Origin of the sequence: Metaplanococcus flavidus (genome assembly GCF_042675885.1) — a bacterium.
GTDB lineage: Bacteria > Bacillota > Bacilli > Bacillales_A > Planococcaceae > Planococcus > Planococcus flavidus.
Window position 1 is genome coordinate 14,047 of sequence record NZ_JBHTKI010000020.1, and the last position, 26,428, is coordinate 40,474.

General features: G+C 44.5%; 24 protein-coding genes. 6 read left to right on the forward strand and 18 right to left on the reverse strand.

Annotated elements, in window-relative coordinates; all coding sequences use genetic code 11:
- Positions 1-120 precede the first annotated feature (120 nt).
- Positions 121-2,133 (reverse strand): penicillin-binding transpeptidase domain-containing protein, encoded by a 2,013-nt coding sequence (locus ACFQ1X_RS12620; RefSeq protein ID WP_144840673.1) that lies wholly within the window; start codon positions 2,131-2,133, stop codon positions 121-123.
- A 146-nt stretch (positions 2,134-2,279) separates the two neighbouring features.
- Between ACFQ1X_RS12620 and ACFQ1X_RS12625 the strand changes: the two genes are divergently transcribed.
- The gene (locus tag ACFQ1X_RS12625; protein WP_144840674.1) at positions 2,280-3,560 is read left to right on the forward strand and encodes a glucose-6-phosphate isomerase; all 1,281 of its coding nucleotides are present in this window, start codon (positions 2,280-2,282) and stop codon (positions 3,558-3,560) included.
- A gap of 49 nt (positions 3,561-3,609) precedes the next feature.
- Here ACFQ1X_RS12625 and ACFQ1X_RS12630 read toward each other — a convergent pair whose 3' ends face one another.
- The 8 genes from ACFQ1X_RS12630 to ACFQ1X_RS12665 all read right to left on the reverse strand — a co-directional run bounded on the left by ACFQ1X_RS12630 (position 3,610) and on the right by ACFQ1X_RS12665 (position 13,101).
- Complete coding sequence (locus tag ACFQ1X_RS12630; RefSeq protein ID WP_379082811.1) at positions 3,610-5,226, reverse strand: glycoside hydrolase family 13 protein; 1,617 nt, start codon at positions 5,224-5,226, stop codon at positions 3,610-3,612.
- A 12-nt stretch (positions 5,227-5,238) separates the two neighbouring features.
- Positions 5,239-6,258, reverse strand: coding sequence for a LacI family DNA-binding transcriptional regulator (locus ACFQ1X_RS12635; RefSeq protein WP_379082814.1), 1,020 nt, complete (start codon positions 6,256-6,258; stop codon positions 5,239-5,241).
- A 13-nt stretch (positions 6,259-6,271) separates the two neighbouring features.
- A complete protein-coding gene (locus ACFQ1X_RS12640) occupies positions 6,272-7,087 on the reverse strand; it encodes a carbohydrate ABC transporter permease (protein ID WP_144840675.1) in 816 nt (271 codons plus the stop codon).
- Positions 7,087-7,947 carry a carbohydrate ABC transporter permease gene (locus ACFQ1X_RS12645; protein WP_144840676.1) on the reverse strand — a complete coding sequence of 287 codons (861 nt, stop codon included), beginning with the start codon at positions 7,945-7,947 and terminating at the stop codon, positions 7,087-7,089. The genes ACFQ1X_RS12640 and ACFQ1X_RS12645 overlap by 1 nt, the downstream gene beginning before the upstream one ends.
- Positions 7,948-8,045: 98 nt before the next feature.
- Complete coding sequence (locus tag ACFQ1X_RS12650; protein WP_144840677.1) at positions 8,046-9,347, reverse strand: ABC transporter substrate-binding protein; 1,302 nt, start codon at positions 9,345-9,347, stop codon at positions 8,046-8,048.
- A gap of 149 nt (positions 9,348-9,496) precedes the next feature.
- Entirely contained in the window at positions 9,497-10,567 is a 1,071-nt protein-coding gene (locus ACFQ1X_RS12655; protein ID WP_144840678.1) for an ABC transporter ATP-binding protein, read from the reverse strand.
- 4 nt (positions 10,568-10,571) lie between these two features.
- Complete coding sequence (locus ACFQ1X_RS12660; protein WP_144840679.1) at positions 10,572-11,447, reverse strand: ROK family protein; 876 nt, start codon at positions 11,445-11,447, stop codon at positions 10,572-10,574.
- Positions 11,448-11,505: 58 nt separating this feature from the next.
- On the reverse strand, positions 11,506-13,101 hold the full coding sequence (locus ACFQ1X_RS12665) for a glycoside hydrolase family 13 protein (protein WP_144840680.1): 1,596 nt from the start codon (positions 13,099-13,101) through the stop codon (positions 11,506-11,508).
- 178 nt (positions 13,102-13,279) lie between these two features.
- Between ACFQ1X_RS12665 and ACFQ1X_RS12670 the strand changes: the two genes are divergently transcribed.
- Entirely contained in the window at positions 13,280-13,864 is a 585-nt protein-coding gene (locus ACFQ1X_RS12670) for a biotin transporter BioY (RefSeq protein WP_144840681.1), read from the forward strand.
- A 51-nt stretch (positions 13,865-13,915) separates the two neighbouring features.
- Here ACFQ1X_RS12670 and ACFQ1X_RS12675 read toward each other — a convergent pair whose 3' ends face one another.
- The gene (locus ACFQ1X_RS12675; protein WP_144840682.1) at positions 13,916-14,374 is read right to left on the reverse strand and encodes a HEAT repeat domain-containing protein; all 459 of its coding nucleotides are present in this window, start codon (positions 14,372-14,374) and stop codon (positions 13,916-13,918) included.
- Positions 14,375-14,842: 468 nt separating this feature from the next.
- Here ACFQ1X_RS12675 and ACFQ1X_RS12680 point away from each other — a divergent pair, with 468 nt between their 5' ends.
- Positions 14,843-15,577, forward strand: a complete 735-nt coding sequence (locus ACFQ1X_RS12680) for a YqcI/YcgG family protein (protein ID WP_144840683.1) — start codon at positions 14,843-14,845, stop codon at positions 15,575-15,577.
- Positions 15,578-15,628: 51 nt separating this feature from the next.
- On the opposite strand, the gene ACFQ1X_RS12685 is transcribed toward ACFQ1X_RS12680, so the two are convergent.
- Complete coding sequence (locus ACFQ1X_RS12685; protein WP_379082823.1) at positions 15,629-16,870, reverse strand: cysteine desulfurase-like protein; 1,242 nt, start codon at positions 16,868-16,870, stop codon at positions 15,629-15,631.
- A 193-nt stretch (positions 16,871-17,063) separates the two neighbouring features.
- Here ACFQ1X_RS12685 and ACFQ1X_RS12690 point away from each other — a divergent pair, with 193 nt between their 5' ends.
- From ACFQ1X_RS12690 to ACFQ1X_RS12700, 3 genes are all read left to right on the forward strand, one after another.
- A complete protein-coding gene (locus ACFQ1X_RS12690; protein ID WP_144840685.1) occupies positions 17,064-17,615 on the forward strand; it encodes a TVP38/TMEM64 family protein in 552 nt (183 codons plus the stop codon).
- Positions 17,616-17,705: 90 nt separating this feature from the next.
- Positions 17,706-18,479 (forward strand): alpha/beta fold hydrolase, encoded by a 774-nt coding sequence (locus ACFQ1X_RS12695; RefSeq protein ID WP_144840686.1) that lies wholly within the window; start codon positions 17,706-17,708, stop codon positions 18,477-18,479.
- A gap of 147 nt (positions 18,480-18,626) precedes the next feature.
- On the forward strand, positions 18,627-19,184 hold the full coding sequence (locus ACFQ1X_RS12700) for an integrase (RefSeq protein ID WP_144840687.1): 558 nt from the start codon (positions 18,627-18,629) through the stop codon (positions 19,182-19,184).
- Between the two features lie 333 nt (positions 19,185-19,517).
- Here the strand turns inward: ACFQ1X_RS12700 and ACFQ1X_RS12705 are convergent, their stop codons facing one another.
- The 7 genes from ACFQ1X_RS12705 to ACFQ1X_RS12735 all read right to left on the reverse strand — a co-directional run bounded on the left by ACFQ1X_RS12705 (position 19,518) and on the right by ACFQ1X_RS12735 (position 26,254).
- Positions 19,518-20,600, reverse strand: coding sequence for a threonine aldolase family protein (locus tag ACFQ1X_RS12705; protein ID WP_379082828.1), 1,083 nt, complete (start codon positions 20,598-20,600; stop codon positions 19,518-19,520).
- 159 nt (positions 20,601-20,759) lie between these two features.
- Positions 20,760-22,862: a sensor domain-containing protein gene (locus ACFQ1X_RS12710; protein WP_144840689.1), complete on the reverse strand. Its 2,103-nt coding sequence runs from the start codon at positions 22,860-22,862 to the stop codon at positions 20,760-20,762.
- A gap of 250 nt (positions 22,863-23,112) precedes the next feature.
- Positions 23,113-23,790, reverse strand: a complete 678-nt coding sequence (locus ACFQ1X_RS12715; protein WP_379082918.1) for a class F sortase — start codon at positions 23,788-23,790, stop codon at positions 23,113-23,115.
- On the reverse strand, positions 23,732-24,532 hold the full coding sequence (locus ACFQ1X_RS12720; protein ID WP_144840690.1) for a DUF4397 domain-containing protein: 801 nt from the start codon (positions 24,530-24,532) through the stop codon (positions 23,732-23,734). The genes ACFQ1X_RS12715 and ACFQ1X_RS12720 overlap by 59 nt, the downstream gene beginning before the upstream one ends.
- A 272-nt stretch (positions 24,533-24,804) precedes the next feature.
- Positions 24,805-25,281 carry a glutathione peroxidase gene (locus ACFQ1X_RS12725; RefSeq protein WP_144840691.1) on the reverse strand — a complete coding sequence of 159 codons (477 nt, stop codon included), beginning with the start codon at positions 25,279-25,281 and terminating at the stop codon, positions 24,805-24,807.
- A 31-nt stretch (positions 25,282-25,312) separates the two neighbouring features.
- Positions 25,313-25,750 carry a MarR family winged helix-turn-helix transcriptional regulator gene (locus ACFQ1X_RS12730; RefSeq protein ID WP_144840692.1) on the reverse strand — a complete coding sequence of 146 codons (438 nt, stop codon included), beginning with the start codon at positions 25,748-25,750 and terminating at the stop codon, positions 25,313-25,315.
- 84 nt (positions 25,751-25,834) lie between these two features.
- Complete coding sequence (locus ACFQ1X_RS12735; protein ID WP_144840693.1) at positions 25,835-26,254, reverse strand: organic hydroperoxide resistance protein; 420 nt, start codon at positions 26,252-26,254, stop codon at positions 25,835-25,837.
- Positions 26,255-26,428 lie beyond the last annotated feature (174 nt).

The following is a 26,428-nucleotide window of genomic DNA, read 5'->3' on the forward strand; positions in this document are numbered from 1 at the left end:
ATAGTTCGCTACCGGCTTCAAAAAACCTGCCGTTTAGAACATTATTTTGATATTAAAGGTATTTAATTGTGCCAAAATTAAAAATGAACCACCATCTTTTATGTGATGGCGGTTCAATCTTTATTCGTAAAATTGTTCGAATGTATCGCCTACCATGCCTGCAACGTAACCGCTGCCATCGTTGTCTCCGACATCTTCAATCATCATCGCCATGATGAATTCAGGGTTTGCAGAATCATAAGCCACGAAGAAGCCATTGTCCTGGCCAGTTTCTTCCCCTGCCGCTTTCAGCTCAGCGGTTCCGGTTTTGCCGGCGAGTGGAATGTTTTCCAAATTCGCTTCCTGAGCAAAGCCATCAACGATGACATTGCGCATGCCGTTGCGAATAATTTCCGCATTTTCAGCAGAAACCAGATTGTCTTTCCAGATTTGCGCATCGTCTTCTTCCAGCAACAGCGTAGGCTTATGCATAACGCCGTCAGTCAGAAGCGGTTGATAAACAGATGCAAGGTGCAGTATATTCGCAAGCATCTGGCCTTGTCCGAACGAGGTATCCGCCTGCTGGCCTTCGGAAGAAATCGTGCCGTCATTGGAAATTTGAGAAGACTGCAAAGCAAGCAGATACGGAATTTCTTCACCGAACGCAAAGCTTTCAAGCCCTTCAACCAGCACATTTCTGCCCATCTCCAATGATTGCATCGCAAAATAGATATTATCCGAATAAACCAGTGCCTTATTCAAATCAATCGGATTGGGGGCTTCGGGATGGAGCCGTGTCACCCGGTAGCCGCCCCAGTCATCTCTTTGCCAGGTTTCACCGTTAATCGTCAACCCTTCGTCAGGATCGAGTGTTCCAGCTTCCATACCGATTGCCGCAGTGATCGGTTTAATCGTCGAACCGGGTGCATAACTTGCGGCAAAGCGGTTATACAATGGCTTCAACGGATCCGATTCCAGCTCCGCGTATCGCTCACCGCTCATTCCCAGCATGAATTCGTTGGGGTCAAAACCGGGAGAACTCAGCAGCACCAAGGTTTCTCCTGTATCCGGGTCAATAGCTGCGCTGGCGCCCGCTTCACCGTTCATCGAATTATAGGTGACTTCCTGCAAATCAGCATCAATCGTCAATTGTATTTTTTCTCCGTCCACCGCCGCCTTTTCGGCTACGGTAATCTGTTCCTGCTCTTTATCGATCCAAATGCGTACGCCATTGTCACCGCGCAAACGCTCTTCCAAGTGACGTTCCAGCCCCTGGCGTCCGATGGAATCATTTTCGGTATAGCCCTGCTCCTGAAGTTCGGCCAATTGTTCAGCCGTTATTGCTCCGATATAGCCGATTAAATGGGACAAAGCCACGCCATACGGATACTCACGCATGGCAGTTTCCTGATGCATCGTTCCCGGGATTTCCAGAACCTGTTCAAGCAATTCTGTGTTGTCATTTGATGTTTTGCTGAGAGGCACAAATTGGCTGAGATTATTTTGCACCCAGCCCTGATCCAGTTGCCGGTCAATTTCTTCAACAGACATGCCGAGCAATTCCGCAAGCTTTTCCTTATCCGCCTCTTCCGTGAACTTCTCCGGAACCACGCCGATCGAACGGCCGGTACCGTTTATCGCAAGCGGCTGATCGTTGCGGTCAAATAATTCCCCTCTTGCCGCCAGTTGGGTGCTGATGCGGACCGGGTCTCCTGCTTCCAGTTCAGGGAAAATGAATGCAGGTGTCCATTCAATAAACCAGTTTCCCTGTTCTTCCTCTTCTTCGTACAGGAGCGTCATGGTTTTTTCAAATTCGACAGGTCCCGCCAATGTGTCCATCCTTACCTGTACCGGAAAATCGGCAGGTTGCTCTTCCTCCCATTCTGCATCTTCACCAGCTTCAGTAAATGTCACTTCCAGGTTTTCAATTCCCAGATCATCATGCAATTTCTGTTGCCGGCTGACGAATTCTTCAGTGCCAAAAGTATTCTTCGTTCCATCATTTAAATATTGTTCATACATCTCTTCAAACTCGGTTTCATTCCAAAGTTCTATGTATTCAGCCAGACGGTCTTCCGGTGTTGCCTGCTCCTGGCACCCGGCAAGCATAAATATTGCCCCGGCCAGGAAAATCCCTGTGAAAATTTTTCTCATCGTTGTTCCCCCACTTCCATAGTTAACAGCTTACCAGAATTTAGGTACTTGATAAAATGAAATACCTGCGGAAATTTCTGGGGTCAATAAGGTGCGGAAGAAGTGGATATGGTAAACTTGAGAGAAAAAGGAAAGGGAGTTTTTGTATGATCGAATTGACATATTCGGGGTCTTTTGAAACAGTACTGACGGATGAGAAAAAAGCCGCGCTGCAAGAAATTCATACAAATTTATACAATAAAGAAGGACGGGGTTCTGATTTCCTTGGTTGGCTTGACTGGCCGAGCACTGTCCAATCCGAGTTCTTGGAACGCATCCAACAAACAGCAGGCAAAATCCAAAAGGATGCGGATGTACTGGTCGTCATCGGCATTGGTGGATCTTACCTCGGTGCAAAGGCGGCACTGACTGCATTGTCACCTTACTTCAATAAATCCGATAACAGAACCGAAGTCCTGTTTGCCGGACATCAAGTCAGTGGCGAATACTTAAAACAGCTGCTCGCCCATCTTGACGGCAAGGAAGTAATGGTCAATGTGATTTCGAAATCCGGAAAAACAACAGAACCTGCACTCGCTTTCCGCTTCCTGAAAAAATACATGGAAGAGCGTTACGGCAATGCAGCGGCTGAACGGATTATCGTCACAACCGATGAACATAAAGGGGCCTTGGTGAATCTGGCCATTGAAAATAATTACAAACGATTTGTCGTACCTGAAGATGTCGGCGGCCGATATTCGGTGTTCACTGCGGTGGGGCTTCTGCCGATCGCCGCTGCCGGATTTTCGATTAAAGATTTGATGGCTGGCGCTAAAGATGCCGAACAGGCTTATCAGACATTCGATCCTGAAAACAACCCGGCAATCCGCTATGCCGCCGCCCGCCATCATCTTTATACAGAAGGCTATACCACGGAAGTGATGGCCACATTTGAACCAAAACTGGCCTTTGTACAGGAATGGTGGAAGCAATTATTCGGAGAAAGTGAAGGCAAAGACGGCAAAGGCATTTTCCCTGCATCGGTGTCATTCACAACCGACTTGCATTCGATGGGTCAGTACATTCAAGACGGAATCCGCAATTTATTTGAAAGTTTCCTGTTGATTAAAGAAAGTAAAGAAGACCTCACCGTCTTTGAAGCAGAAAATGATGGGGATGAGTTGAATTACCTGGCTGGCATCAGCCTGCAGGAATTCAACCACGTCGCTTATAAAGGAACATCTTCGGCACATCTTGATGGCGGCGTCCCGCAATTAAGCCTGACAATTGAAAAGATGGATGAGTTCCATCTTGGCCATCTTTTCTACTTCTATATGATCTCCTGCGCGTACAGCGCGTATTTGCTGGACATCAACCCATTTGACCAACCCGGGGTCGAAGATTACAAAAACAACATCTTTAAACTTTTAAAGAAACCTGGATATTGATTTCAAGGCAAAAAGGGCAGCCCCATTGGGACTGCCCTTTTTCATTGTGTTAAGTAATTTGATAAACCCTGGCTTCGTATGGACGGATTTCCGCCGGATCGATCAGTTCGTAATTCGACAGCAAAACTCCATGGTTTCCCGGCTCATTCCAGCGGTATCTATGCGGTCCAAGATTTGCTATAACCAAAACTTTGCTATCTCCGTCTTCACGTGTATAAGCATAGACATCATCGAAACCAAGATCAATAAGCTCGTATTTTCCGTAGACAAGGACTTCCATATTTTTTCTTAGTGCAATCATGGCTTTATAGAAAGACAGCACCGAATGTGGGTTGTGCCTTTGAGCTTCTACATTCAGCCATTCGTAGTTCGGATTTATGTAAATCCAGGGTTCATTTGTGGAAAATCCGGCATTCGGGCTGCTGTCCCATTGCATCGGTGTGCGGGAATGATCGCGGCTCGTTGCCTTGATGAGCGTCATCACTTGCTCATGCTCCATTCCTTCCGCAAGGTTATAGAAATAAAGGTTATGCGTCTGGACGTCATCGTATTGTTCGATTTTTTCGAACGGCGCATTGGTCATACCGATTTCCTGGCCCTGGTAAATAAACGGCGTCCCCTGCATGAAAAAGTACATGCAGGCAAGTGACGTTGCGCTTTCCCGCCAGAAAATGCTGTCGTTGCCCAAGGTGGACACTGCACGTGGTTTGTCATGATTCTCGATGAACAGGGCATTCCAGCCAATTCCCTCGACACCCTTTTGCCAGCGTGTCAAAACTTTTTTCAACTCAGGTACATTGACGCCTTTTTTCACCTCGTCGTCCCAGAGACCGAGGTCTTCAAACTGGAAGACCATATTGAATTTGCCGTTTTCTTCACTGATCCATTCCTCGATATCCTCGGCGGATACACCATTGGCTTCCCCGACCGTCATGATATCGTATTTCGCGAATGTTTCATCCCGTAATTCCGCAAGGAGCGGCTGGATGCCGTCGACATTCATCATCTTTTCCCAGGCAGGAACATAAGGCTGCCCTTCTTCGATGGGGAGATCGGTGAAATCTTTTTTAATATGGCTGATGGCGTCCACTCGGAAACCATCGACGCCTTTATCAAGCCACCAATTCACCATTTTATATAAAGCTTTGCGGACTTCGGGATTTTCCCAGTTCAGATCCGGCTGTTTTTTTGAAAAGATGTGCAAATAGTATTGCCCGGTTTTTTCATCATATTCCCAGGCAGGACCGCCGAAAATGCTTTTCCAGTTGGTCGGGTGATCGCGCCAGACGTACCAATCGCGTTTCGGATTGTCGAGAGACGACCGGGATTCTTCAAACCATGGATGTTCGTCGCTTGTATGATTGATCACCAAATCAATGATCAATTTCATGCCGCGTGCGTGGATTTCCACCAGCAGACGATCAAAATCCTCCATTGTACCAAGTTCGTCCATAATATTCTGATAATCACTGATGTCATAGCCATTATCGTCATTGGGTGATTTATACATCGGGCAGAGCCAGATGACATCTATCCCCAGTTCCTTCAGATAATCGAGTTTGGCAGTCACACCGTTGATATCCCCGATGCCGTCGCCGTTCGAATCCATGAAGCTCCTTGGATAGACTTGATATGCAACTGCTTCTTTCCACCATTTTTTGTTCATGTTCATTTCCTTTCAAAGACCTCGGCAAGATCCGCGTTCGATGAGCCGGGAAGGAACGATAATTTCTCTCGCCGGAGTCTCTCTGTCTTTTATTTTTTCAAGTACCAGTTCGGCCGCATGAATCCCCAGTTCATAAATCGAGATATCAACGGTGCTGAGCGGCGGTTTCAGATGTTCCGACAATGAATGGTTATTAAAGCTCAATACCGAAATGTCGCCTGGAACATCGATTTTCATATCCTGCAAATAACTGATCAGTTCATAAGCGATCAAGTCGTCATGCGTCACGATAGCAGTCGGCGGATTTTGAAGTTGCATCAATCGTTGAACCGATTGCTCTTCCAATCCGACGCTAATCGACTGATTGACGATCAAATCCGGATCAAAGTTAAGAAATGCCATTTCCAATGACTTTTGATAACCCTTCAAACGATCCAATGAAACCACATATTCCAATCCGCCGCCAACATAAGCGATGCGCTTATGACCCAGCTCGATCAGATAATTCACCACTTCCCTGGCGTTGCCCAAGTTATCATTATCAACATAAGAAATCGAAGTCGTGTGAACATCCGGACGGCCGACAACTGAGAATGGAATATTGCTATTGTATAGGTATTCCATAATTTTGTCGCCGATTCTGGAGTATAAAAGTATGATTCCATCCACTCTTTTTCCCTGGGTCATCGATACCACTTCTTCGTATATTTCCTCAGAGGTAGCACCAGTCGATAAATACAGGCCAAATTGGCTTTCATGCGCTCTGCTCGAAATACCGCGCAACACTTCTGGAAAGAACGGATTTTGAAACGCCAGTGTCGCTGAATCCGCCATAATGATTCCGATTGTCTGGGTTTTTTGAATGACCAGATTTCGCGCCTGAAAGTTCGGATAATAGCCGAGGTGCTTCATCGTTTCACGAACTTTCTTCTTCGTATCGTCGCTGATTCGCGGATTATCCGCTATCACACGCGATACTGTTGCTGGTGAGACCGATGCCGCTTTTGCGACATCTTTGATGGTAATTGCCATTGGAATCTCCCCTTTACTTTACTGCACCTTCAGAAACACCTTTAATGATTGAACGTTGTGCAAAGAAATAAAAGATGATGACCGGCACAATCGCTAGCGTCAGGCCGGCAAGAGCCAAATGCCATTGTTTCGTATATTCACCGAAGAAGAAAAACATCTTCAACGGGATGGTTTCACTTCCAGTTTTATTGATGACCAAAGAAGGCAGAAGGTAATCGTTCCAAATCCAGATAATGTTCAGTATTGCTACTGTAACGGTAATCGGCTTCAGCATCGGGAAAATGATGTGCCAGAAAATCTGCCAGCGGTTCGCGCCGTCTATGCGCGCTGCTTCGTCCATTGATGTCGGTATATTATTCAATGCGCCATGGTAAAGGAATATGGATAAACTAGCTCCAAAACCGATGTACATAAAAATTAGGCCGCCGCGGTTAAGCATGTCGAATTGGCCAAAAACCGTTACGAGCGGAATCATGACCGACTGGAATGGAATCAGCATCGCTGCGACAAAAACAAAAAACATAATGGTGCTGAGACGACTTTTAGCGCGAGACAGAGCATATGCAGCCATCGCTGAAAAGAGGACAATCAGCACTACACTGCTGACAGTGATCAGCAGTGAATTGAACAACGTTTGCAGAAAGTCCAGTTCCTGAAAAGCGGTAATGTAATTGTCAAAACTCCATTGTTCCGGGGGGCTCGTCACATCCATAAATATCTCTTTTTTTGACTTAAAGGAATTGACGAACATTAGATAAAACGGTGCCAGCCACAAAATCGCAAGAAGAATTCCGAGAATTTCCAATTTCCAATTTCTCTTTTTTCTCATTACATTTCAACCTCCCGGCGTTTATTCCAATAAACCTGCAGCAATGCAATGATTGCCACAATCAAGAAGAAAATGACCGCTTTTGCTTGTGCATATGCAAAGGCGTTCTGCATAAACGCGGTCTTGAAGATTTCCATGGCAACCATTTCCGTCGAGTTATATGGGCCGCCCCCTGTCAAGGACAGGTTCTGATCATAAAGTTTGAATGTATTCGACAGTGTCAGGAACATACTGACGGTAAAAGCCGGTGCCACCAAAGGGAAAACAATGTAACGGAAACGCTGGAAAGAAGATGCACCATCGATTTCAGATGCTTCCAGCAATTCATTCGGCAAGCCTTGCAAATAGGCAATATATATGACCATGATGTAACCGGCCATTTGCCAGCTCATCAAAATGACCAGTCCCCAAAAACCGGTTTCTGTTGTGGACAGCCAGCCCATCAAGCTTTCCATGCCGACCATTTCACCGACACTGGCAAACACCTTGATGAAAATGAACTGCCAGATAAAACCAAGGATTAACCCGCCAATTAGATTGGGCATGAAAAAAGTGGTTCGGAGAAAACTACTGGTTTTGATGCGGGAGGTGACGATCAGCGCTAACGATAATCCGATGAAGTTGATGAGAATTACCGACACGACTGAGAATTTAGTTGTAAACCATAATGAATCCAGGAAACGCTCATCTTTGAAAAGATCTATGTAATTTTGGAATCCGACAAATTCACCTGTTGTGATGCCGTTCCAGCTGGTAAAGGAATAATAGATGCCGAGCAACATTGGCATAACTACAACGAGCGTAAAAGCAATCAAGACCGGGGCCAGGAATAACCAATAAGCAAAATCTTTTGTACGCATAATCAAAGCCCTTCCTTTCTGCAATAGAAGCTTAAAGACAAAACAAAGCAGCACAGAGGCTGCTTTGTTTTGGTCTCCAGCTTATTTATTTCACTGTTTTATTGTCTGTCCGATTCCCAAGCAGCTTTAGCTGAATCGATTATTTCTTCCCAAGTTGCTTCTTCGCTCAAGTATTTCTGGATATTGGCACCCAGCTCATCCTGGCCCCATCCAGTCGGATAGCCCATGAATACCCACCCGATTGTTTCTCCAGCTTCAGATGCATCATAAACTGCTTTGGATAATGGATCCGAGATTTTTGAAGTGTCATAGCCTTCATAAGCAGGAATGAATTTGAAGTCTTCTACTACCGCTGTTTTACCAGCATCAGAAGTATATAACCAATCCAGGAAATCTTTTGAAGCCTGGATCACGTCTTCATCAAGATTCGAGTTGACTGCCCAGTACATCGGAACGCCAACCGGTAATCCTCCTTCTTCATACCCTTCAACCGGAATCGGCATCATATCAATGCCACCGTCAGCAAACTCCTGGTCGATTCCTGTGATTGAACCATATGCCCAGTTCCCCTGTTGAATGATCGCGACGCGCTCCAGAGAGAATAATTCTTCAACTTGCTGTGAATAGTCAAGGCTTACTGTCGGCTGTTTCGAGTATTCGTTTTGAAGGTCAACGATTTTTTTGAAGCCTTCGGAATAAGTGAAATCAACTGCTGGTGCATCATATGCGTCCAATACATTATGGTCAAATTCAGGTGCGATAAATGTGTTCGCCAAATGCAGGCCGGTTACCCAAGTTTCTTTTCCTGGGAATGCAAATACTGATTCGATTTCAAGTTCTTCTTTTTTTGAATCCAATGTTTTCACAGCTTCTTCGAGGCTTGCAAAGTCTGTAATCGATGCAGCATCGATTCCCGCTTCTTCAAACAGGCGTGTGTTGTAGATCAATCCATAGCCTTCCTGGTTATAAGGCAATCCGAGTACTTCCGAATCGACAGTGACACCATCCAATGTTCCGTCCAGTGCCGCTTCTGCGGCAGCTGTATCGGAAAGCGGCGCAAGGCTGTCTTTCCAGTCAGCAACGTCCTGTGGTCCGCCGATATTGAAGATCGCCGGTTCGTTGCCGGAAGCGAACTTCGAACGAAGGGCAGCACCGTAATCTTCTCCGCCCCCAACGGTCGTGATTTCAATATTTACATTTGGGTTTTCATCTTCATACAAAGCAACCACATCTTCAAACTGTTCTTTAAATTCCACTTTGAACTGGAAAATGTCGACAGTTACTTCTTCGCCTTCCGCCTGAGACCCTTCTTCTGTGCTGTCATCGCCGCATGCCGCCAGCAAACTTGTTGAAACGAGAAGTGAAGCGAGCAACCCTTTTTTGAACGTGAAATCTTTCATGTTAATATTCCCCCTTTGTAATTTGTGCAATCGTTTGCACAATAACCAAAATAAAATGGAAACTTGGGTAAGAAAGCGTTTCCAAATTCCAATTATTAGTATCTTATCACAGTGAAAACGTTTGCACAATATCTATAAAAATTTTTTTATTAGATTCTTTTTTCAGTTGCAGGATCGAAAAAGCGTGCTTTGTCCATTTCAAAAAGCATCGGGAAAACAGTGCCTGCAGATAACTCGTAATTGGCATCCACACGACCGATGAACGAATGGTCCTCTACTTTTCCATATACGATGTACTCTGAACCCATCAGTTCCACCACATCCAGTTCGACCTCGAGCACGTCTTCTGCTGCTTGCGGTTTATGGGTAATATGTTCCGGCCTCAAACCAATAACAATATCTTTGCCATCCCAGCCTTCTGGCATTGCTGCCTTTGGAATTGGCAATTTTACCTGACCCATCACAAAAGAGTCGCCTTCGATACGGCCATTAAAAAAATTCATCGCAGGAGATCCGATAAAGCCCGCCACGAACATATTATCCGGCTGGTCATAAACTTCTTTCGGAGTTCCGACTTGCTGGATGACGCCGTCTTTCATGATCACGATCCTTGTGGCCATCGTCATCGCTTCCGTCTGGTCGTGCGTCACGTATATTGTTGTGGTTTTCAAACGTTGATGCAGCTTTGAAATTTCCGTTCGCATCTGAACACGAAGTTTCGAATCAAGATTTGATAATGGTTCATCCATCAGGAACAATTTGGCATCACGAACAATCGCCCTTCCCAATGCCACGCGCTGACGCTGACCACCGGATAAAGCTTTCGGCTTTCTGTTCAAATAATCCATCAAGCCGAGTATTTCAGCGGCATTTCTGACCCGTTCTTTGATTTCCTCTTTCGCCATTTTCTTCAGTTTCAGGCTGAATGCCATATTTTCATAAACCGTCATGTGAGGATACAAAGCGTAATTCTGGAATACCATTGCGATGTCGCGGTCTTTCGGCTCCACATTGTTCATCTTTTTGCCATCGATTGAAAATGCACCTTCTGAAATGTCTTCAAGGCCTGCAATCATTCGCAGCGTTGTCGATTTTCCACAACCCGATGGTCCGACGAAGACGATGAACTCTTCATCTTCCACAGTAAGGTTGAAATTTTCGACTGCAGTCACTTTATTGTCGTAAGTTTTTGTTAACTGTTCCATCACTAATTTTGCCATTGTTTCACTTTCCTTTCAGTACAAGTAATGCAGCGCCTAATATTCCGGCATCATTGCCGAATTTCGCTGTTTGAATATCTAATGGATTGAGCAATAAAGGCTCGAGCTGGCGGATTAATTGCGGCCACCAATATTCTGCTGATTCTGACACCCCACCGCCGATGACAAGCATTTCCATATCAAACGCCGCCTGCAAAGAACTGATGACAATGCCGAGATCATATGTGAACGCTTCCAATAATTGATTGGATTGTTCGTCTGTTGCTGCAGATTGAAACATTTCGAGCGGCGTCATTTCCAAGCCAGCTTCATGAATGCGGCGCTGGATGCCCGTCCCCGAAACGTATTGCTCATAACAGCCTTTTCGTCCGCATGCACAGTCAGCGCCCCTAGGATATAAAGTTAAGTGCCCAAGTTCAGCGGCTCCACCGTTCGGACCCCCGCTCAGCAATTTACCATCCCAGATTATGCCGCCGCCAAGCCCCGTCCCGAGCGTAAGGCATACTACTCGTTCGAGCCCTTTGGCTGCCCCAAACTTCGCTTCAGCCAAAGCTGCACAATTGGCATCATTCTCAACTTCCACGCGTTTTCCGCTTGCCGCTTCCAATTGTGCCTTTACTTTTGTGCCGGTCCACCCTCGCAAAGCTTCAGTAGAAAAGATGATTCTTCCCTCTTTTGGATCGACAAATCCATGTGTACCGATTCCGATTGCTTCTGCATCCGGAAATTCCGCCAGTATCCGCAGAACGTTTTCTTCCAAATACGGATACAATGGAAATTGCGTCGGTATTTTTTCGTCATAGAGAATGTTGCCTTCAGCATCTATGATGCCCAGGCGAATTTTTGTTCCTCCAATATCAACACCCATCACGTTCGCCATCGAGTTCCCCCTCTTGTTATGTGAAGTACTCTTATCATAACTGATATTCTTTCAATTTCTAGAATTTTTTATAGAACACGATCGTTTCGTAAGGACGCAAAACCAATTTCTCTGTATTCTTGGGACTTTCATAATTATGTACCAAAAGCTCTCCCTCTGGCATTTCAAACGTATGGTTGTCACTTGAAAAATTGCAGTAAACCGTTAATTTCTCATCTCGAATTTCACGCGTATATGCAAAAACTTTCTCATCCTCCCGGTGCAGCAAAGTAAAATCGCCCTGGGTAATGATCGCCATCGTTTTTCGCAAACCAATCAGTTTTTTATAAAATTGATAAATCGAATTGTCTTCATCCTTATCTGTTGTGTTGATGACAGAGTAATTCGGATTTACAGCAATCCAAGGTGTGCCTGTCGTAAATCCACCATTTGCTTCCGAGCTCCATTGCATTGGTGTCCTCGCGTTGTCGCGGCCTTTAACATAGATCGATTCCATTATTTTCTCGTGAGGAACTCCCTGGAGGCTCTTTTCTGCATACATATTACGGGTTTCAATATCCTGGTATTCATCGATGCCCTCGAAACGAACATTCGTCATGCCGATTTCTTCTCCCTGGTAGATGTATGGTGTTCCTTGCATGAAATGAAGGCATGCCGCCAGCATTTTTGCCGACTCGACGCGGTATTCCATGTCGTTGCCGAACCTTGAAACGACACGTGGTTGGTCGTGGTTGTTCCAATAAAGGCTGTTCCACCCTTTATTGTGCAAGGCATTCTGCCAGTGTTCCAAATTGTATTTCAAATCTGTCAGCTGGAGCGGTTTTAAATCCCATTTCTCTCCGCTCGCTTGGTCAAGCCCCATGTGCTCGAAAGTGAAAATCATATTTACTTCCCTGCGCTCTTTGCCTGTATATTGAATGGCGTCCGTAACAGTCGCACCCGGCATTTCCCCGACAGTGACAATATCATATTTTGACAACACTTCGCTGTTCATTTCCTGCAGATAGTCATGGATTTTCGGGCCATTCATAAAATATACGCTGCCGTCGCCGTCCGGACCATCTGGAAATTCGGGGTCCTTGGAAATCAAATTGATGACATCCATTCGGAAGCCGTCAACACCTTTATCCAGCCACCAGCGCATCATTTCATAAACGGCCTTCCGCATTTCTGGATTCTGCCAGTTCAGGTCCGGCTGTTTTTTTGAAAATAGATGGAGAAAATACTGCTCGCGCAGTTCATCGAACTCCCATGCGGATCCACTGAAAAACGAGCGCCAATTATTAGGCTCATCCCGCCATATGTAATATTCCGGGCTGGTCGTGAACCATTTATGTTCATCAGAAGTATGATTGATGACAAGGTCCATCATCAATTTCAATCCCCGATTATGCAGTTGTTCGATTAATTCCTCAAAATCTTCCATTGTTCCAAAATCATCCATGATTCTCTGGTAATTTCGGATATCGTAGCCATTGTCATCATTCGGAGAATCATAAACCGGCGATAACCAAATAACATCAATCCCAAGCTCTTGAAGATAATCAAGTTTTTGGATTATACCTTGTATATCACCGATGCCATCGCCGTTTGAGTCCTTAAAACTCCTGGGATAAACCTGGTAAACTGCCGATCGCTTCCACCACTCATCCATTTAAACACCCCTTTCACCTAATAAACATGGAATATTCTAACATGAAGAAGGCGATAAAGGGAATATTCACCTGCAATCTTTGTTTCACCATACTTTGTGTTAACCCAAATAAAAAATAAGTTGACTCATTTCCTTTGATTTATTATACTGCTAATAGATTATCTATTGGAGGTTTCCCATGACTACATACTCAAAAACAAGATCTGAAAATCATTCGAAAACATTGAAACTGGTGCACATCGCAATGTTTTCGGCGCTGATGGCAATCGGTGCCAACCTGACCTCATTCCTCGTAATTGGAGGTGTACCGATCACGTTGCAGTCTGTCTTCGCCATCCTGGCAGGTCTCATTCTCGGCAGCCGCCTCGGCGCTGCTTCCATGGTCGTTTACACATTTATCGGCCTTGCGGGAGTACCGGTTTTCGCAAAATTCTCTGGAGGCATGGATACGATCATTTCTCCGACATTCGGCTTTATCCTTTCTTTCATTTTGATGGCATACGCAGCCGGATTGATCGCTGAAAAATTCCCGACCCGCAAAGGTTTTGTCATTGCGGCACTTGCCGGATTATTCGTCAACTATGTTTTTGGAACAAACTGGATGTATGCCGCCTATAAATTATGGTTCGCTGCACCTGAAGGCTTTACATACGCGCTGGCATGGGCTTGGATGGTTCCGCCGCTTCCAAAAGACCTGATCCTGTCAGTGCTTGCCGGAATCTTCGGCTTCAGGCTGAAGCCGATTATCCGCAAATATATGTAACTAATAATGAAAAAGCCGGTGCGGGAAGAATTTCCCGCACCGGCTTTTATTTTAGCGTCTTGTTCTTACAGGCGCCGCTTTCCATTGCGCTTGGAGCCAAGCTTCGAAATCCTCGCCTTTGTCACCTTTATACGTATCGTAAATATCGCTGCGCATCTTTTGAAGCTTCTCTTTGAAATCTTCATAGGTGTGATCGGCAGGCAAGCTTTTCTTGATGCGAACCAATACTTTATGTGTGTCTTTAATCAGTTCGTGTTCATTGCGTTCCGGCATCTCGACGTTCTCACCGAAATTCCGCAGCATTCCATATGCCGCTTCCTGAACCCGGTAAACCGGATCGTTTTTCATACGGTTCAACAGGATACTGATGGTGTGCTCAGTTTTCCAATTGCCTAATTCTTCCACGGCAGCCAAACGTTCTTTCCAGTTGGCCATGCGATTTGCTGCTTTTTTCAATTCGTCGTAATTCGGGGGCACTTCTTCCTTGTAGTTATGTTGTGTCAATTTCATTCTCCTTTTGTTCATTTTTCTGTGCGAAAAATGGAGTTATGCATTTCTTCTTCGAAATCACATCGCTCTTTAGAGTGTACCATTTTATTCGTTCTCTATCACTTTATTCCTTCTATAAATAAGTATAACTAATCGATATTCCGCAAAACAGCTTGCTAAGACTTTGGCCGAAGCTTGCGAGGTCAAATCTTTGCGACGAAGCAGCGAAGCGATGCAGAGACAGGAGCATGCAGGAGCATGCTTATTTAACCCTTTGTCACAGGATCTTTCGCTGTTTTGCTCCATATCTTAAGAGACTTCTCTCAGCAAAGGTGCGACTCATGAGTATAATCTTTGCCCTTGTCCATCCCGCCAATGTTTTATATTCATACTACCTCTATAGTTCAACTTATATAGATTAGAAAAGTTTAAAATTGCCGATATAAGGAAATAAAAGAAAGGGAATCTAAACGCGACGGAGGAGAACAAATGGTAACAGCACATAAAGCTTTATTGAGGAAAGAGGATTTTGCAACACGCAAGGATTTGCCTGAATGGCTGCTGAAAGAATACGAGACATTCCACAATACAGTAACAGATAAAACTTTTCCTTGTTATTTCGGAATGAGCGGCGAGTTGAAGGGTGAATTGAGATATGCATACATAAGCCGGGAGGACTGGTCAGCGCTGCCGGTTGCCGTGGAAGAATTTCTCTCCCTGTTCAACGACCCGAAACATAAGAGGCACGGGCTTTTTGTTTTTGTCGAACCGCTTCAAACTGAAGGCAGTCTGGAACAATACCGGGATGAATTCTGGGCCATACTGCAATACCTGCACAACGTCGACGAGACAGAATGGCCGGCTGACAAGCCAAAAGATCCGGATCATTATCTATGGGATTTCGTTTTTAAAGGCGAACCGATTTTCATCTTCGGCAATGCCCCCGCCTATAAACACCGCAAGACCCGTGACCTTGGCAATGCGATGGTCATGGGATTCCAGCCGCGCCGTATTTTTGAAGGATTGACGGGAACTGAAAAAGGCGGCATCATGTCACGCGAAAAAGTGCGCCAGCGTGTTGAAGCCTGGGATCAGCTGCCGACGCATCCGGACATCAGCCATTTCGGTGACCCGGACCATAACGAATGGAAGCAATTTTTTATCGGCGACGACATCGAGCCGATTGCAGGCAAATGCCCCTTTTCACATAAAGCAGCTGAATAAAATCAAAAGGCTTCGCAGTTGCGAAGCCTTTGTTTTGATTTATATTCATTTTTACAGAGAACCGATCGCTTTGATAAACCGATCGACTTCTTCTTCCGTATTATATGGAGCAAGCCCCGCACGCACCCATCCTCCGGTTTTATTGACATCCAGCACGTCGCCTAATGTTGAAGCATAGAAATGGCCCGCAGCTGTGAATATACTGTATTCTTCGGCTAAAAATTCACACACTTGAGACGGCTCATAGCCTGCAACCTGAAATGCGACCGTCGGTGTTTTTGCGACATCATCGGCGGCCTGCCAGAGCGTGACTTTGTCAATTTGACTCAAGCCATCACGCAACCGTGCCGCCAGGCCATTTTCGTAGTGTTCGATTTTTTCATAACCGGAAAGTATCTTTTCACGGCGTGTCTTCCCTTCACCGAACGACGCGAAAAATTCGATGGCTGGACGAATGCCCGCAATGCCTTCGTGATTTTGAGTACCGGTCTCCAGCTTATCCGGATAATAGGACGGTGAAGTGGTCAGTTTATATGGCACCAGATCTTTAAAGACGTTCTCACGGATTGCGGCAATTCCGATGTGCGGCCCGAAGAATTTGTAGGCGGAACACAGCAGGATATCGATATCCTGTGCTTCCCGGTCGATCGGCATATGCGGAGCAGCATGGACAGCGTCAGCGGCAACAAGCGCACCGACTTCACGTGCCCGTTTAACGGCAGGTGCCAAATCAACGATTGTGCCGATTGCATTCGATGCCATGCCGAGTGCCACCACTTTTGTTTTTTCATTGATAAGTGTATCGATATTGCTCATATCCAAAGTCAGCTTTTCTTTATCGACCGGAATCCAGCGCACTGTCAGGCCGTGATCTTCCGCCATCATGATCCATGGATCGACATTTGCCCGGTGGTCCATTTCAGTAACTACGACTTCATCACCTTGTTTGAATTGCTTGCCAAGGGCGTTGGCGATTGCGATGGTCAGCGTTGTCATGTTCGCGCCGAATGCCACTTCGTTTGCCTGCACATTCAGAAAATCAGCGACAGCAGCACGCGCTTCCGAAATCACTGACTCCGTCTCCCAGCTTGAAGGAAATGTTCCGTGCAGATTTGCTCCACCTCTTTGCATATAACCCGTGATGGCGGTAATGGCCTGCAGCACGACCTGGGAACCTCCCGGTCCGTCAAAATAAGCTGCTGGCCTTTCTTTATACGTTCGTTCCAGCGCCGGAAATTGCGCTCTCACTTTTTCAATTGGAAAAATGGTTTCTGTCGATTTCACGATGAACATCTCCTCTTCATGGTTTCCGACCCCCGACTCCAGTCGGAATACGGCTCTGATTCCAGTTTAACAAAATATTGTTCGATTTATCTGATTTCAGCAAATAAAATCCGTGCTGTTTTCGGACAAAAAACTTGCCATTAAATTTTTTTAGGCTTATCCTTCTTTATTGAAGTTATTACATAATTTAAAGGAGGCCATTATGGAACAGTTTGATGATTCGGTCAAAGTTTTAATCGAAAATGCCGGTTGGATGGCTCCACTTTTCTTTCTGCTGCTGCATTTGTTGAGGCCGTTCTTCTTTCTGCCTGTCATCGCTGTATGTGTGCTGGGAGGAGTAGCTTTCGGCTTTGTGCAAGGAGCCGCCCTGTCATATACGGGCTTGCTGCTGATGAGTGCCATCACTTATTTCATGCTGAAGCGCTTACCTAAATCCCATAAAAAAATGACCCTTCTGAAAGAACGGATTTTCACTGACAAAACGCTCAGTGTAGGCCAGGTGATGCTGCTTCGTATTATGCCTTTCGTGCATTTCCAGCTCCTGTGCTTTTATTTGATGGATATGACAAAAAACTTCAGGGAATACATGTATTATTCTGCACTCGGATTGACTGTTCCGGCAATTGTTTATACAGCTTTCGGTCAATCAATCACTGAATTCCCCTGGTATATGACAATTGCTTTTCTGTTCTTTTTAATTGCTATATTCTTTGCAATCGACCGTTACCATAAGACTCATACTGCCCACCAATGACAATTATCGCCCGCATATTGCTGCGGGTTTTTTACTTTTCTTCAATAAAGGGTATAGTGTAAAAAGTTGAACCAATAAAGGAGAATAATTATGCCATTTTTTAACAATAAAGAAACTCGACTTTTTTTCGAAGATATCGGCGAAGGAAGGCCGCTTCTGCTCTTGCACGGTCTGACCAGCAATCACCAGATGTTCTATAGAGAAATTGGCTATCTCAAGGATAAATTCAGGATCATCGCATTGGATTCACGCGGACACGGAAAATCCGACCGTCCGGCTGAATTCACATTGGAGGATCATATAGCTGATACCATTGCCCTGCTTGACCACCTTCAACTCACCTCTGTCTATGTATTGGGTGTTTCAATGGGCAGTTACATCGCCCAGGGAGTGGCCATTAAGCAACCTGGACGTGTGGAAAAATTGATCCTCGCAGCCACCAAATCCTACGGCGGGCAATCTTCCATGGCCGAGATGTTCGACCGCTATGAAGAGCGGCTTGAAGGTATGAGCATCGCAGAAAAATTAGCCATGTCCTCCGAGCTCATCTTCCATGACCAGGATGCCGTCAATACTTGGCAGAAAACTATTGCCAAAAACAGCCGGATGCTCAATGGAGATGAACAGTCTGCTGCATCTGCGGCTTTGAGGGATTTTAATTTCAAAAATGATCTGAAGCTGATTACTGCAGAAACACTTGTCATAAGCGGGAAGCATGACGGCTTAAATCCCCCTGAAAAAGGCCGGGAAACTGCGGTACTGATTCCGAATGCGGATTACATGGAATTCCAGGATTCCGGCCATGCTCCGAACGTGGAACAGGACAGGCTGTTTCTCGGCGTGATCGAAAAGTTTTTGGGATAACTATAAGACGGGGATCAGCCGAACAAGGACTGATTCCCGTCTTATTTGAACTTTTTTCCAAAACCATTTACTTGTGAGTTTTTCGTTATTTTTATATAATTAATAAAAGAGATAAATTTTTATCATTTGGGGGATTAAAAAAGCAGGATGACAGACAGCAAAAAAAGAAACAAGATTAAAGGTTGGATATACTCGATTCTTGATTTAACAGATACCAAGCTGGACTTAGTAGAACACAGTAAGGGCATCAATATGAGTTATAATTTCATCCATAATCGTATTGGTGTAGATATCTCACGAATTCAAGAAGCAAGAAAAGAGCTTGCTTCGCCTGTAGCCCTGAAAACCTATATTGAAGTAATGACTCTCCATGAGCTTGGCCATGCTGCTGACAGAGAAGCATTGCTGGAATCGATGCCTTGGACAATTGAAGTATATAATCTAAAAAAATCCGTTCCTAAAGATAGCCTTTACAGTGATCCCAATGTGTTGAAAGTTATTTTGGATGAACAATTGATGAACATAGAATTTGAAAAAACCGCGTGGAGACATGCTGAAACAATGAACAACCTTCATCAAGTTACAGATGACAAAACGTTTAATTTCATCCATGAACACAGTCAGGCAAGCTATGAAGAACCCTATAAAAAAAACTTGTGTTTGTATGAGCGATTACTTGCGGATTCTATTGAGTTGACAGCATAATCATACGCTAAAAGACTTCATTGAGAAGTTCTTTTTTTGTGTTTTAAAATTGCGTGCAGCCATTAAGGATTTGCGCAATATATGAAAAAAATGAGATGTATCGTGCCTATGACATTAAAGAATAAGTCGAACATGATTGAAAAAAGCCGATATGGCATTAAAGATAGCGAAGGAATAAAATATGCCATTCATAATTCTTTAATGAAAATCGATGCAACTATGGTATTTATGAAATCGGGATAAAAAAAAGAGGCTTTTCGCCATTAAAGCGAAAGCCTCTTTCATCTTTGGGCAATAAAGGATACTTCATCAAAACATCCCCTCTTCGGATATTTAGTCACCATTCATTTTTTCACCCAGCAGCCGGAAAGCAGTCTCGATTATTTCTTTCGGAACAGCGGGATAGGCATCGCCCAAACTAACTTCGTAATAACAATTGTCCTGATCAATTTCACGTAAATTCCCTGTCAGGCCAATGCCGGATGCCTGTTGAACAAGCGCCAGAATCTCTGCTGCCTGTTCCACCGGTTTATTGATGTGGACATGGAACATATTCGACACGGGCAGTTCGGGCAGTGTTGTGATTCCCTCGCAGGAATTGTATTTTACGGCGAGTTCTTTAGCCCATGCATAATAGTCCGCCATTCTACCTTTGCGCAACTCAAAATAATAATCGGCTGTGAAAATGTATGGGTAGAGTGAAATAAGATCGCCGCCGTGACGCTTTTTCCAAACTTTGGATTCTTTGATGAAGTCTTCGTCACCCGCGAGAATCGCACCGGCAATTCCACCAATTCCCTTATACATAGAAAGGTAAACGCTGTCGAACAGGCTGCAGATGTCCTCGACAGATTTCCCGTAAAACGGCAAAGTCTCCAGAATGCGCGCTCCGTCGAGATGCAGCATGATATCATTTTCGCGGCAATACTCCGAAATCGCCTGTAGCGTTTCAAAATCGGGCAGCTGTCCACCGATTTCCCGCTGTGGCAGTTCCAGCAGCACACAGGCAACATCTTTCGGCATCGCTTTGACATCTTCCAATGTGATAACGCTGTCTCTATCTGTCAGCAACACTGTTTCAATGCTGTGCAATTTTTTCAGGCCGTCTTCCTCGTGTATCTCCAAATGGGACAAAGGATGATAAGCGACTTTGGCCGTCCCTTTCTCATCACACCAGATGCGCAATGCAATTTGCTGGGCCATCGTGCCGCTTGGGAAAAACACCGCCTTTTCTTTCCCCAGAAACTTCGCCATTTTCTCTTCAAAGTCGTTAATCGCTTCACCTGAGCCATACATATCTGATTTTATTTCGCCGTCTATATTGCCAAAAGCCTGTTTTAATACAGCCACATTTCTCGGGCCATGACCTGACAGCAGATAAGACGACTCCTCAAAGGATTTTTTTAATAATTCCATCCCGCTCAAAATCCCAACCCCTTTGTCTGAAAAGTCTTACATATTCATTACTATAACATTCTATCAAAAACGAAAGCTAACCCTCCGCAGTTTTATCTGCAAAGGGTTAGTCCGTCTCATCTGTTCAACCAAAGTTCTCTGTATAAACTTCAGCGTTTTTTATATTTTATTGGTGACCGACAAATCGTGCTGGTCGGCAGCTTTCGGACGGCAAAAATGATAGCCCTGCCCTTCATCGCAAAGTTCCTCCCGCAGATAAGCAAGCTGGACAGAGTCTTCGATTCCTTCTGCAACCACTTCCATCCCAAGTTTATGCGCCAATGTGATGATTGTGGATGTAATCGCTTTGCCATTCAGATCGTTGTTGATATCCTGCACAAAACTGCGATCAATTTTCACGCGGTCAAACGAAAATTGACGCAAGTAATTCAGTGAAGTAAATCCTGTGCCAAAATCATCAATCGACATCGATATGCCAAGAGCTTTCAATTTGAGCAGGCTTTCTTTCAAAATTTCGGTGTCTTCAAGCAGGATGCCTTCCGTAACTTCCAATTCCAGCCACTTTGCTTCAAGTCCTGTTTCTTCGAGTATGCTCTTCACTAATGACACAAAGTTCGGATGCTGCAATTGTATGGTCGATATATTCACACAGATGCGAAATGGAACACAGCCTCTCGTCTGCCAAAGCCTATTCTGTGAACAGGCGTTATAAAGCACCCATTTTCCAATTGCAATAATCTGCCCGCTTTCTTCCGATACCGGAATAAAACGGTCCGGGGGCACCATACCGAGGTCCGGATGATTCCATCTGATCAATGCTTCCATCGCACTCACTTCACCCGTTTTCAAATTCATGATCGGCTGATAATGGATTAAAAATTCATCGTTGCGGATGGCAGATTTCAATTCCCTTTCAATCGTCAACTTATCAGCTGTTTCCTGATTTAATTCAAATGAATAAAGTGAGAAACTGTCTTTACCGTATTTTTTGGTGTAAAGCATGGCAGACTCTGCCTGCTTGATCATGTCTCCCTGAATTTTGCCGGTGCAAGCAATGCCGATGCTCGCAGTCAATGCGATTTGATGCCCGAGCACATCCACCGGTTCCGCCAGCACTCTGTTCAGCCGCTCCGCCCACTCGATAGCTGCTTCTTTACCGGCACCCGGCAGCAGAATCGCAAACTCGTCGCCGGCAAACCTTCCAACTGTGGCTGAATCATTGAGACAGTCCAGCATGCGAAGAGAGATTTGCTTAAGAAAAGTATCCCCATATTCATAACCAAGTGAATCATTGATGTATTTAAAACGATCGAGATTTATAAACAGGACTGCCAGTTCGACTTCTTTATCATTTGAAACTTTATAGGCCTGGAACAATCTGTCTTCGAATAACTTCCGGTTGGGCAGCTTCGTCAAATGATCAAAAAATGCCATCTCCTCGAGCAGCCTTTTATTTTCGTTGCGCGCTGTAATATCTTTTGCAATACCGTACGCTCCCGTAATTTGTCCCGTCTGGTTCATAGGGAAACTTGTCACTTCAAGTTGGATAAGCTTTTCGTTTTTACCGTAGAGATTGATTTCAAAACAATTAGTATTACCGTTTAAAGCTTCTCCAAAATAATGCAGTGCTTTGTCCAGATGCTCCGGCACTATCATTGGCATAAATGACATTTTCATCAATTCGTCATAGGAGTATTCCGATAATACCAGTGCTCCCGGATTGACATTCGTGAAATTCCCTTCCATATCGAAAGAAAAAATAGCGTCCGGATTTTCAAAGAACAGTGAGTTATAACGTTCTTCACTATCTTTCAACCGGCTTTGTGCCATCACTTCTTCAGTTACATCCGTTACACTGCCGATAAAAGCAGGTTTACCATCCCATTCCGATACACGGGAATGTAATTCTCCATGGATAATATTGCCATCATTTTTGATGATTCTGATCCGATAACGGACAGACTCGCCTACTGTTTCTGATTGTTCAAAAATCCTTGTCTGAACAATTGGCAAATCTTCAGGATGGATTACATCTTTCAACTGAATTTCCCCTAACAGAAATTGATCTTCAAGAAACCCGAGAAGCTCACACAGGCTTTCGTTTACATAGACGAACTTTTCTTCTGACATTATGTACATACTTACTGGCACCTGTTGTACAAGCAACTCAGAAATAGAGCTGCTTGACTTACCTACTGCGTTACTATGGTTTATTGTGATTTCATGTTTGTATTCTCTTGTTGGACGATATCTGTCGTTCATTTGTACAAATCCTCCCAGGAATGAAGATTATGGCGGCGACAGATGTCGAAGACCACAAAAATATATCTACTTTAAATCAATAATACCAAATTAAAGATTATAAAAGTAAATAATAGTAAAAAAGTTTACATAATATTAAAATTAACCAATTAAAATTTAGTTTTGAAAATTTGCCAATAAAGTCTTTTCAGTGGGAGTTACTCCACACACAAAAAAAGGCGTTTCCCATTTCTGGAAAACACCTGTTTCATTAATCTTCTATCAGCTCCGCGTAAACAATCAGCCTTTTTTCCCTCGTTCCCCGATTATGATCATAATCCCCGGAACAAGTAATCAATACCAATTCCGGTGAGGATCGGTATCCGAAAATCGACTGAATATCGGCAAGCTCTAAGTCAACAGATTCCATTGCATAGACTCTGAAAACTAATTTCTCACCGGCACCTGCTACAATTATTTCATCTCCGGCTTCAAGTTCGGCCAAATCCCAAAATACAGCTGGACCCTCGAGGCCATCAACATGTCCGGCGATAACGGCGCGCCCGTTATCCCCCGGCTTGTAACCGGGTTCAAACCAGCTGACATCTTCAATCGTTTCCGGCACATCCATTTCCCCATTTTCTTTTACGCCCAGATGCAATGTCGTTGCTTCAACACCAATCGCAGGAATGGAAATCTTTTCAGGAACCAGCCCTTCCCGTTTGGATGCATTGATCGGATTTTCTGCAGGCGCACCTGCTGTTATCGCCGGTGCGCTATACGTCCGCTCCGCTGCAAAGCCTGCATCTTTTGAACGCACACTTACTTCATCTGTCGTTTCCTGGCAACCGGAGAGCAAAATAGCTGCGCCGATCAGGAACAGTGAAAATTTAGTTTTGAAACCGTTTTCTAAATACCAGTCCTCCGGCAACAACTGCGGACATTGCACCAATCACAAGCATCCAGTTTGTTTGAGTTTGCTCAGGAGCACCCAAACCGGTCGTCGGCATTTCATCAGGAGAACCCGCTGCTTCGTAATCCACCAAAGCGATTACTTCGAGTGAATCAACTGTGTTTACTGCGAATACACTGTAAACAGTGTCAGCTGCCAATTCTGTACCTTCCAAAGGCAGCACTTGTGTGCCATCCGGCAGACGGATTTCAAGATCGTAAGTTCCTGGCTCCAATTCTGCATAGTCAGTAATGCCAGGGAATTCAGCTCCGCTGAATAATGCATCTCCGCCAATCACTCCCACATCAACTGCAGGGGCGTCCGGAGACAAGTGGCCAACACGGATTTTCGTTTGCCCTTCCGTTACTTCCATTGAATCTTCTGCTACTACAAATTCCAATGACTCCAATGAATTTGCCGCTGCAACCGTATATGCCTGTCCGGCTTCCACGGTAAGATCTGCCTGAAGAACCGCTTCACCTTCCGCATATTCAGATCCTGCTGCAAAAACTTCTACATTATGGGTACCTGCTGGAACATCCAGGTACCCGGAATCCGCTTTGAACGGAACATCTTCTAAAGTTAAATCTCCATTGATGTATACATCGACTGCTGGAGCATCAGGTGAAGCATGGACCACTCTCAGTTTTGCCGTATGGCTATCCGCCATAACACCTGCTGCGAGCAACGAGAATACCAAGGCAAATGCGACGGACATTGAAACGAAAATCTTTTTCAATCTAACCACTCCTTTTCCTTGTTTAGTGTTTGTATAATAAATATACAACTTATTTATAACCTACTCAGATAAATAATGCAACAAAGACTCTAAAAATTCAGAATATATTATTTATCTGCTTTTATAGTAACTGTTTGCGGGTGGTAAATCAAGGTAAATCTTCAAAATACCTCTATACTGCGGTTTCTGCTATATACTAAACTCCAATTCTTTAGCTAATTATGTCAATAATTCAAAAACCCGAAGCCATATCGGCTTCGGGTTTAGTCGTTTTATTTTGTTAGAACTTGTTTAATCTCGTTTTCGAATGTTTCTGGCTTGTCTTTGGGTGAAAAGCGGGCCACCAGATTGCCCTCCTTATCCACGAGAAATTTTGTGAAATTCCACTTGATGCTGCTGCCGAGAAAGCCTTTGCTGTTGTCAGTCAGATATTTGAACAGTGGATGTGCATTTTTGCCATTCACTTTCACCATATCATGCATCTGAAATGTCACGCCGTAGTTCATCCGGCAGGATTGTTCAGCTTCTTCTGCGCCATCAAGTTCCTGACCGAACTGGTCTGATGGGAATCCGAGGACGACAAGACCATCCTTTTCGTATTTCTTATATAGATTCTCAAGGCCATCGAATTGATCCCTTAACCCGCATTTTGTAGCTGTATTGACAATCAGCATTGTTTTTCCTTCATATTCACTTAACGGATAAATGCTTCCGTCTGGCTTAGCAGCCGTAAATTCATAAATGCTCATACATCTCTCTCCTTTAGCCTCTTTCGGCCGTTTAAATATCCATTTCGACAAAAAATGCATTTAATTGTTTCAGGTCTTTCATCAGGTTCAGCGCATTGATGTCAAGGAAATTACAGCTGACAAGTTTATCGTAAATCGCCTGGCTGATCGCCCTATGCTCTTCTTCTGCTTTTTCTGTCAGAGAAATAACCCAGGCACGTTTATCATCAGGAGATTGGTGTTTGTTTATCCACCCCTGGTCAATCAATCGGTTGATGATAGGATTCAGCGTGCCCGTCCCATGTCCCAGGCGTGCTCCAATATCTTTCATCAGTAAATGTTCCTCTTCCCACAGCACCAATAAAACGAGATACTGGGGAAAAGTCAGATTGAAAGGTTCGAGCACTCTTGCATACATTTTCGTAAAATTGCTTGAAGCTTTGTATACTTCAAAACACAATTGCTGTTCCAGTTTCAAGCTAAAGTCCATATCAACACTTCCATTTTTTCTACCCAGACTCCGAAGTTCAACTCCCCAGAAGAGGGATCTGTACTCACCAGGGACTGGCGCTATTTATAAAACGACAATTTCCACATCGATTGAATCTTTTACCGCTTTTGAATATGGGCAGTACTGATGAGCCTGCTCCACATATTCATGCTTTTTGCCGTCACTGATTCCTTCAATGATAACTTCCAGTTTGGCAGCCAGTTTCACGCCCCCATTTTCTTTGTCGCCCATTAAGGAGATTGTCGCTCTTACTTCACTTCTGTCTACTGTCACTTTGTCACGTTCTAGTACGAGCTCCAAAGCACTGTTAAAGCATGCGCTGTATCCTGCTGCAAATAATTGTTCAGGGTTTGTAGCTGTAGTGGAGTCCCCGCCAAGTGCAGCCGGTTTTGCAACGTCCAGGTTAAAAATATTATCTTCCGAATATACTTCGCCCTGTCTGCCGCCTGTATTGATGATTGTCGTTTCATAAAGTGCTTTCATCTCTAATATTCCTCCATTCAACAAGTTTCTTTCTAAACTCACTATAATTTACATCGTGCACGATGTATATTTATATGCTTATTATTTTTTCAAGAAGTCTGAAGGATTGGGTTCCTTAAGAATGAATTGCATAATAAAGAAGCTCTCCAGTAAATTGCCTGGAAAGCCGTCCGT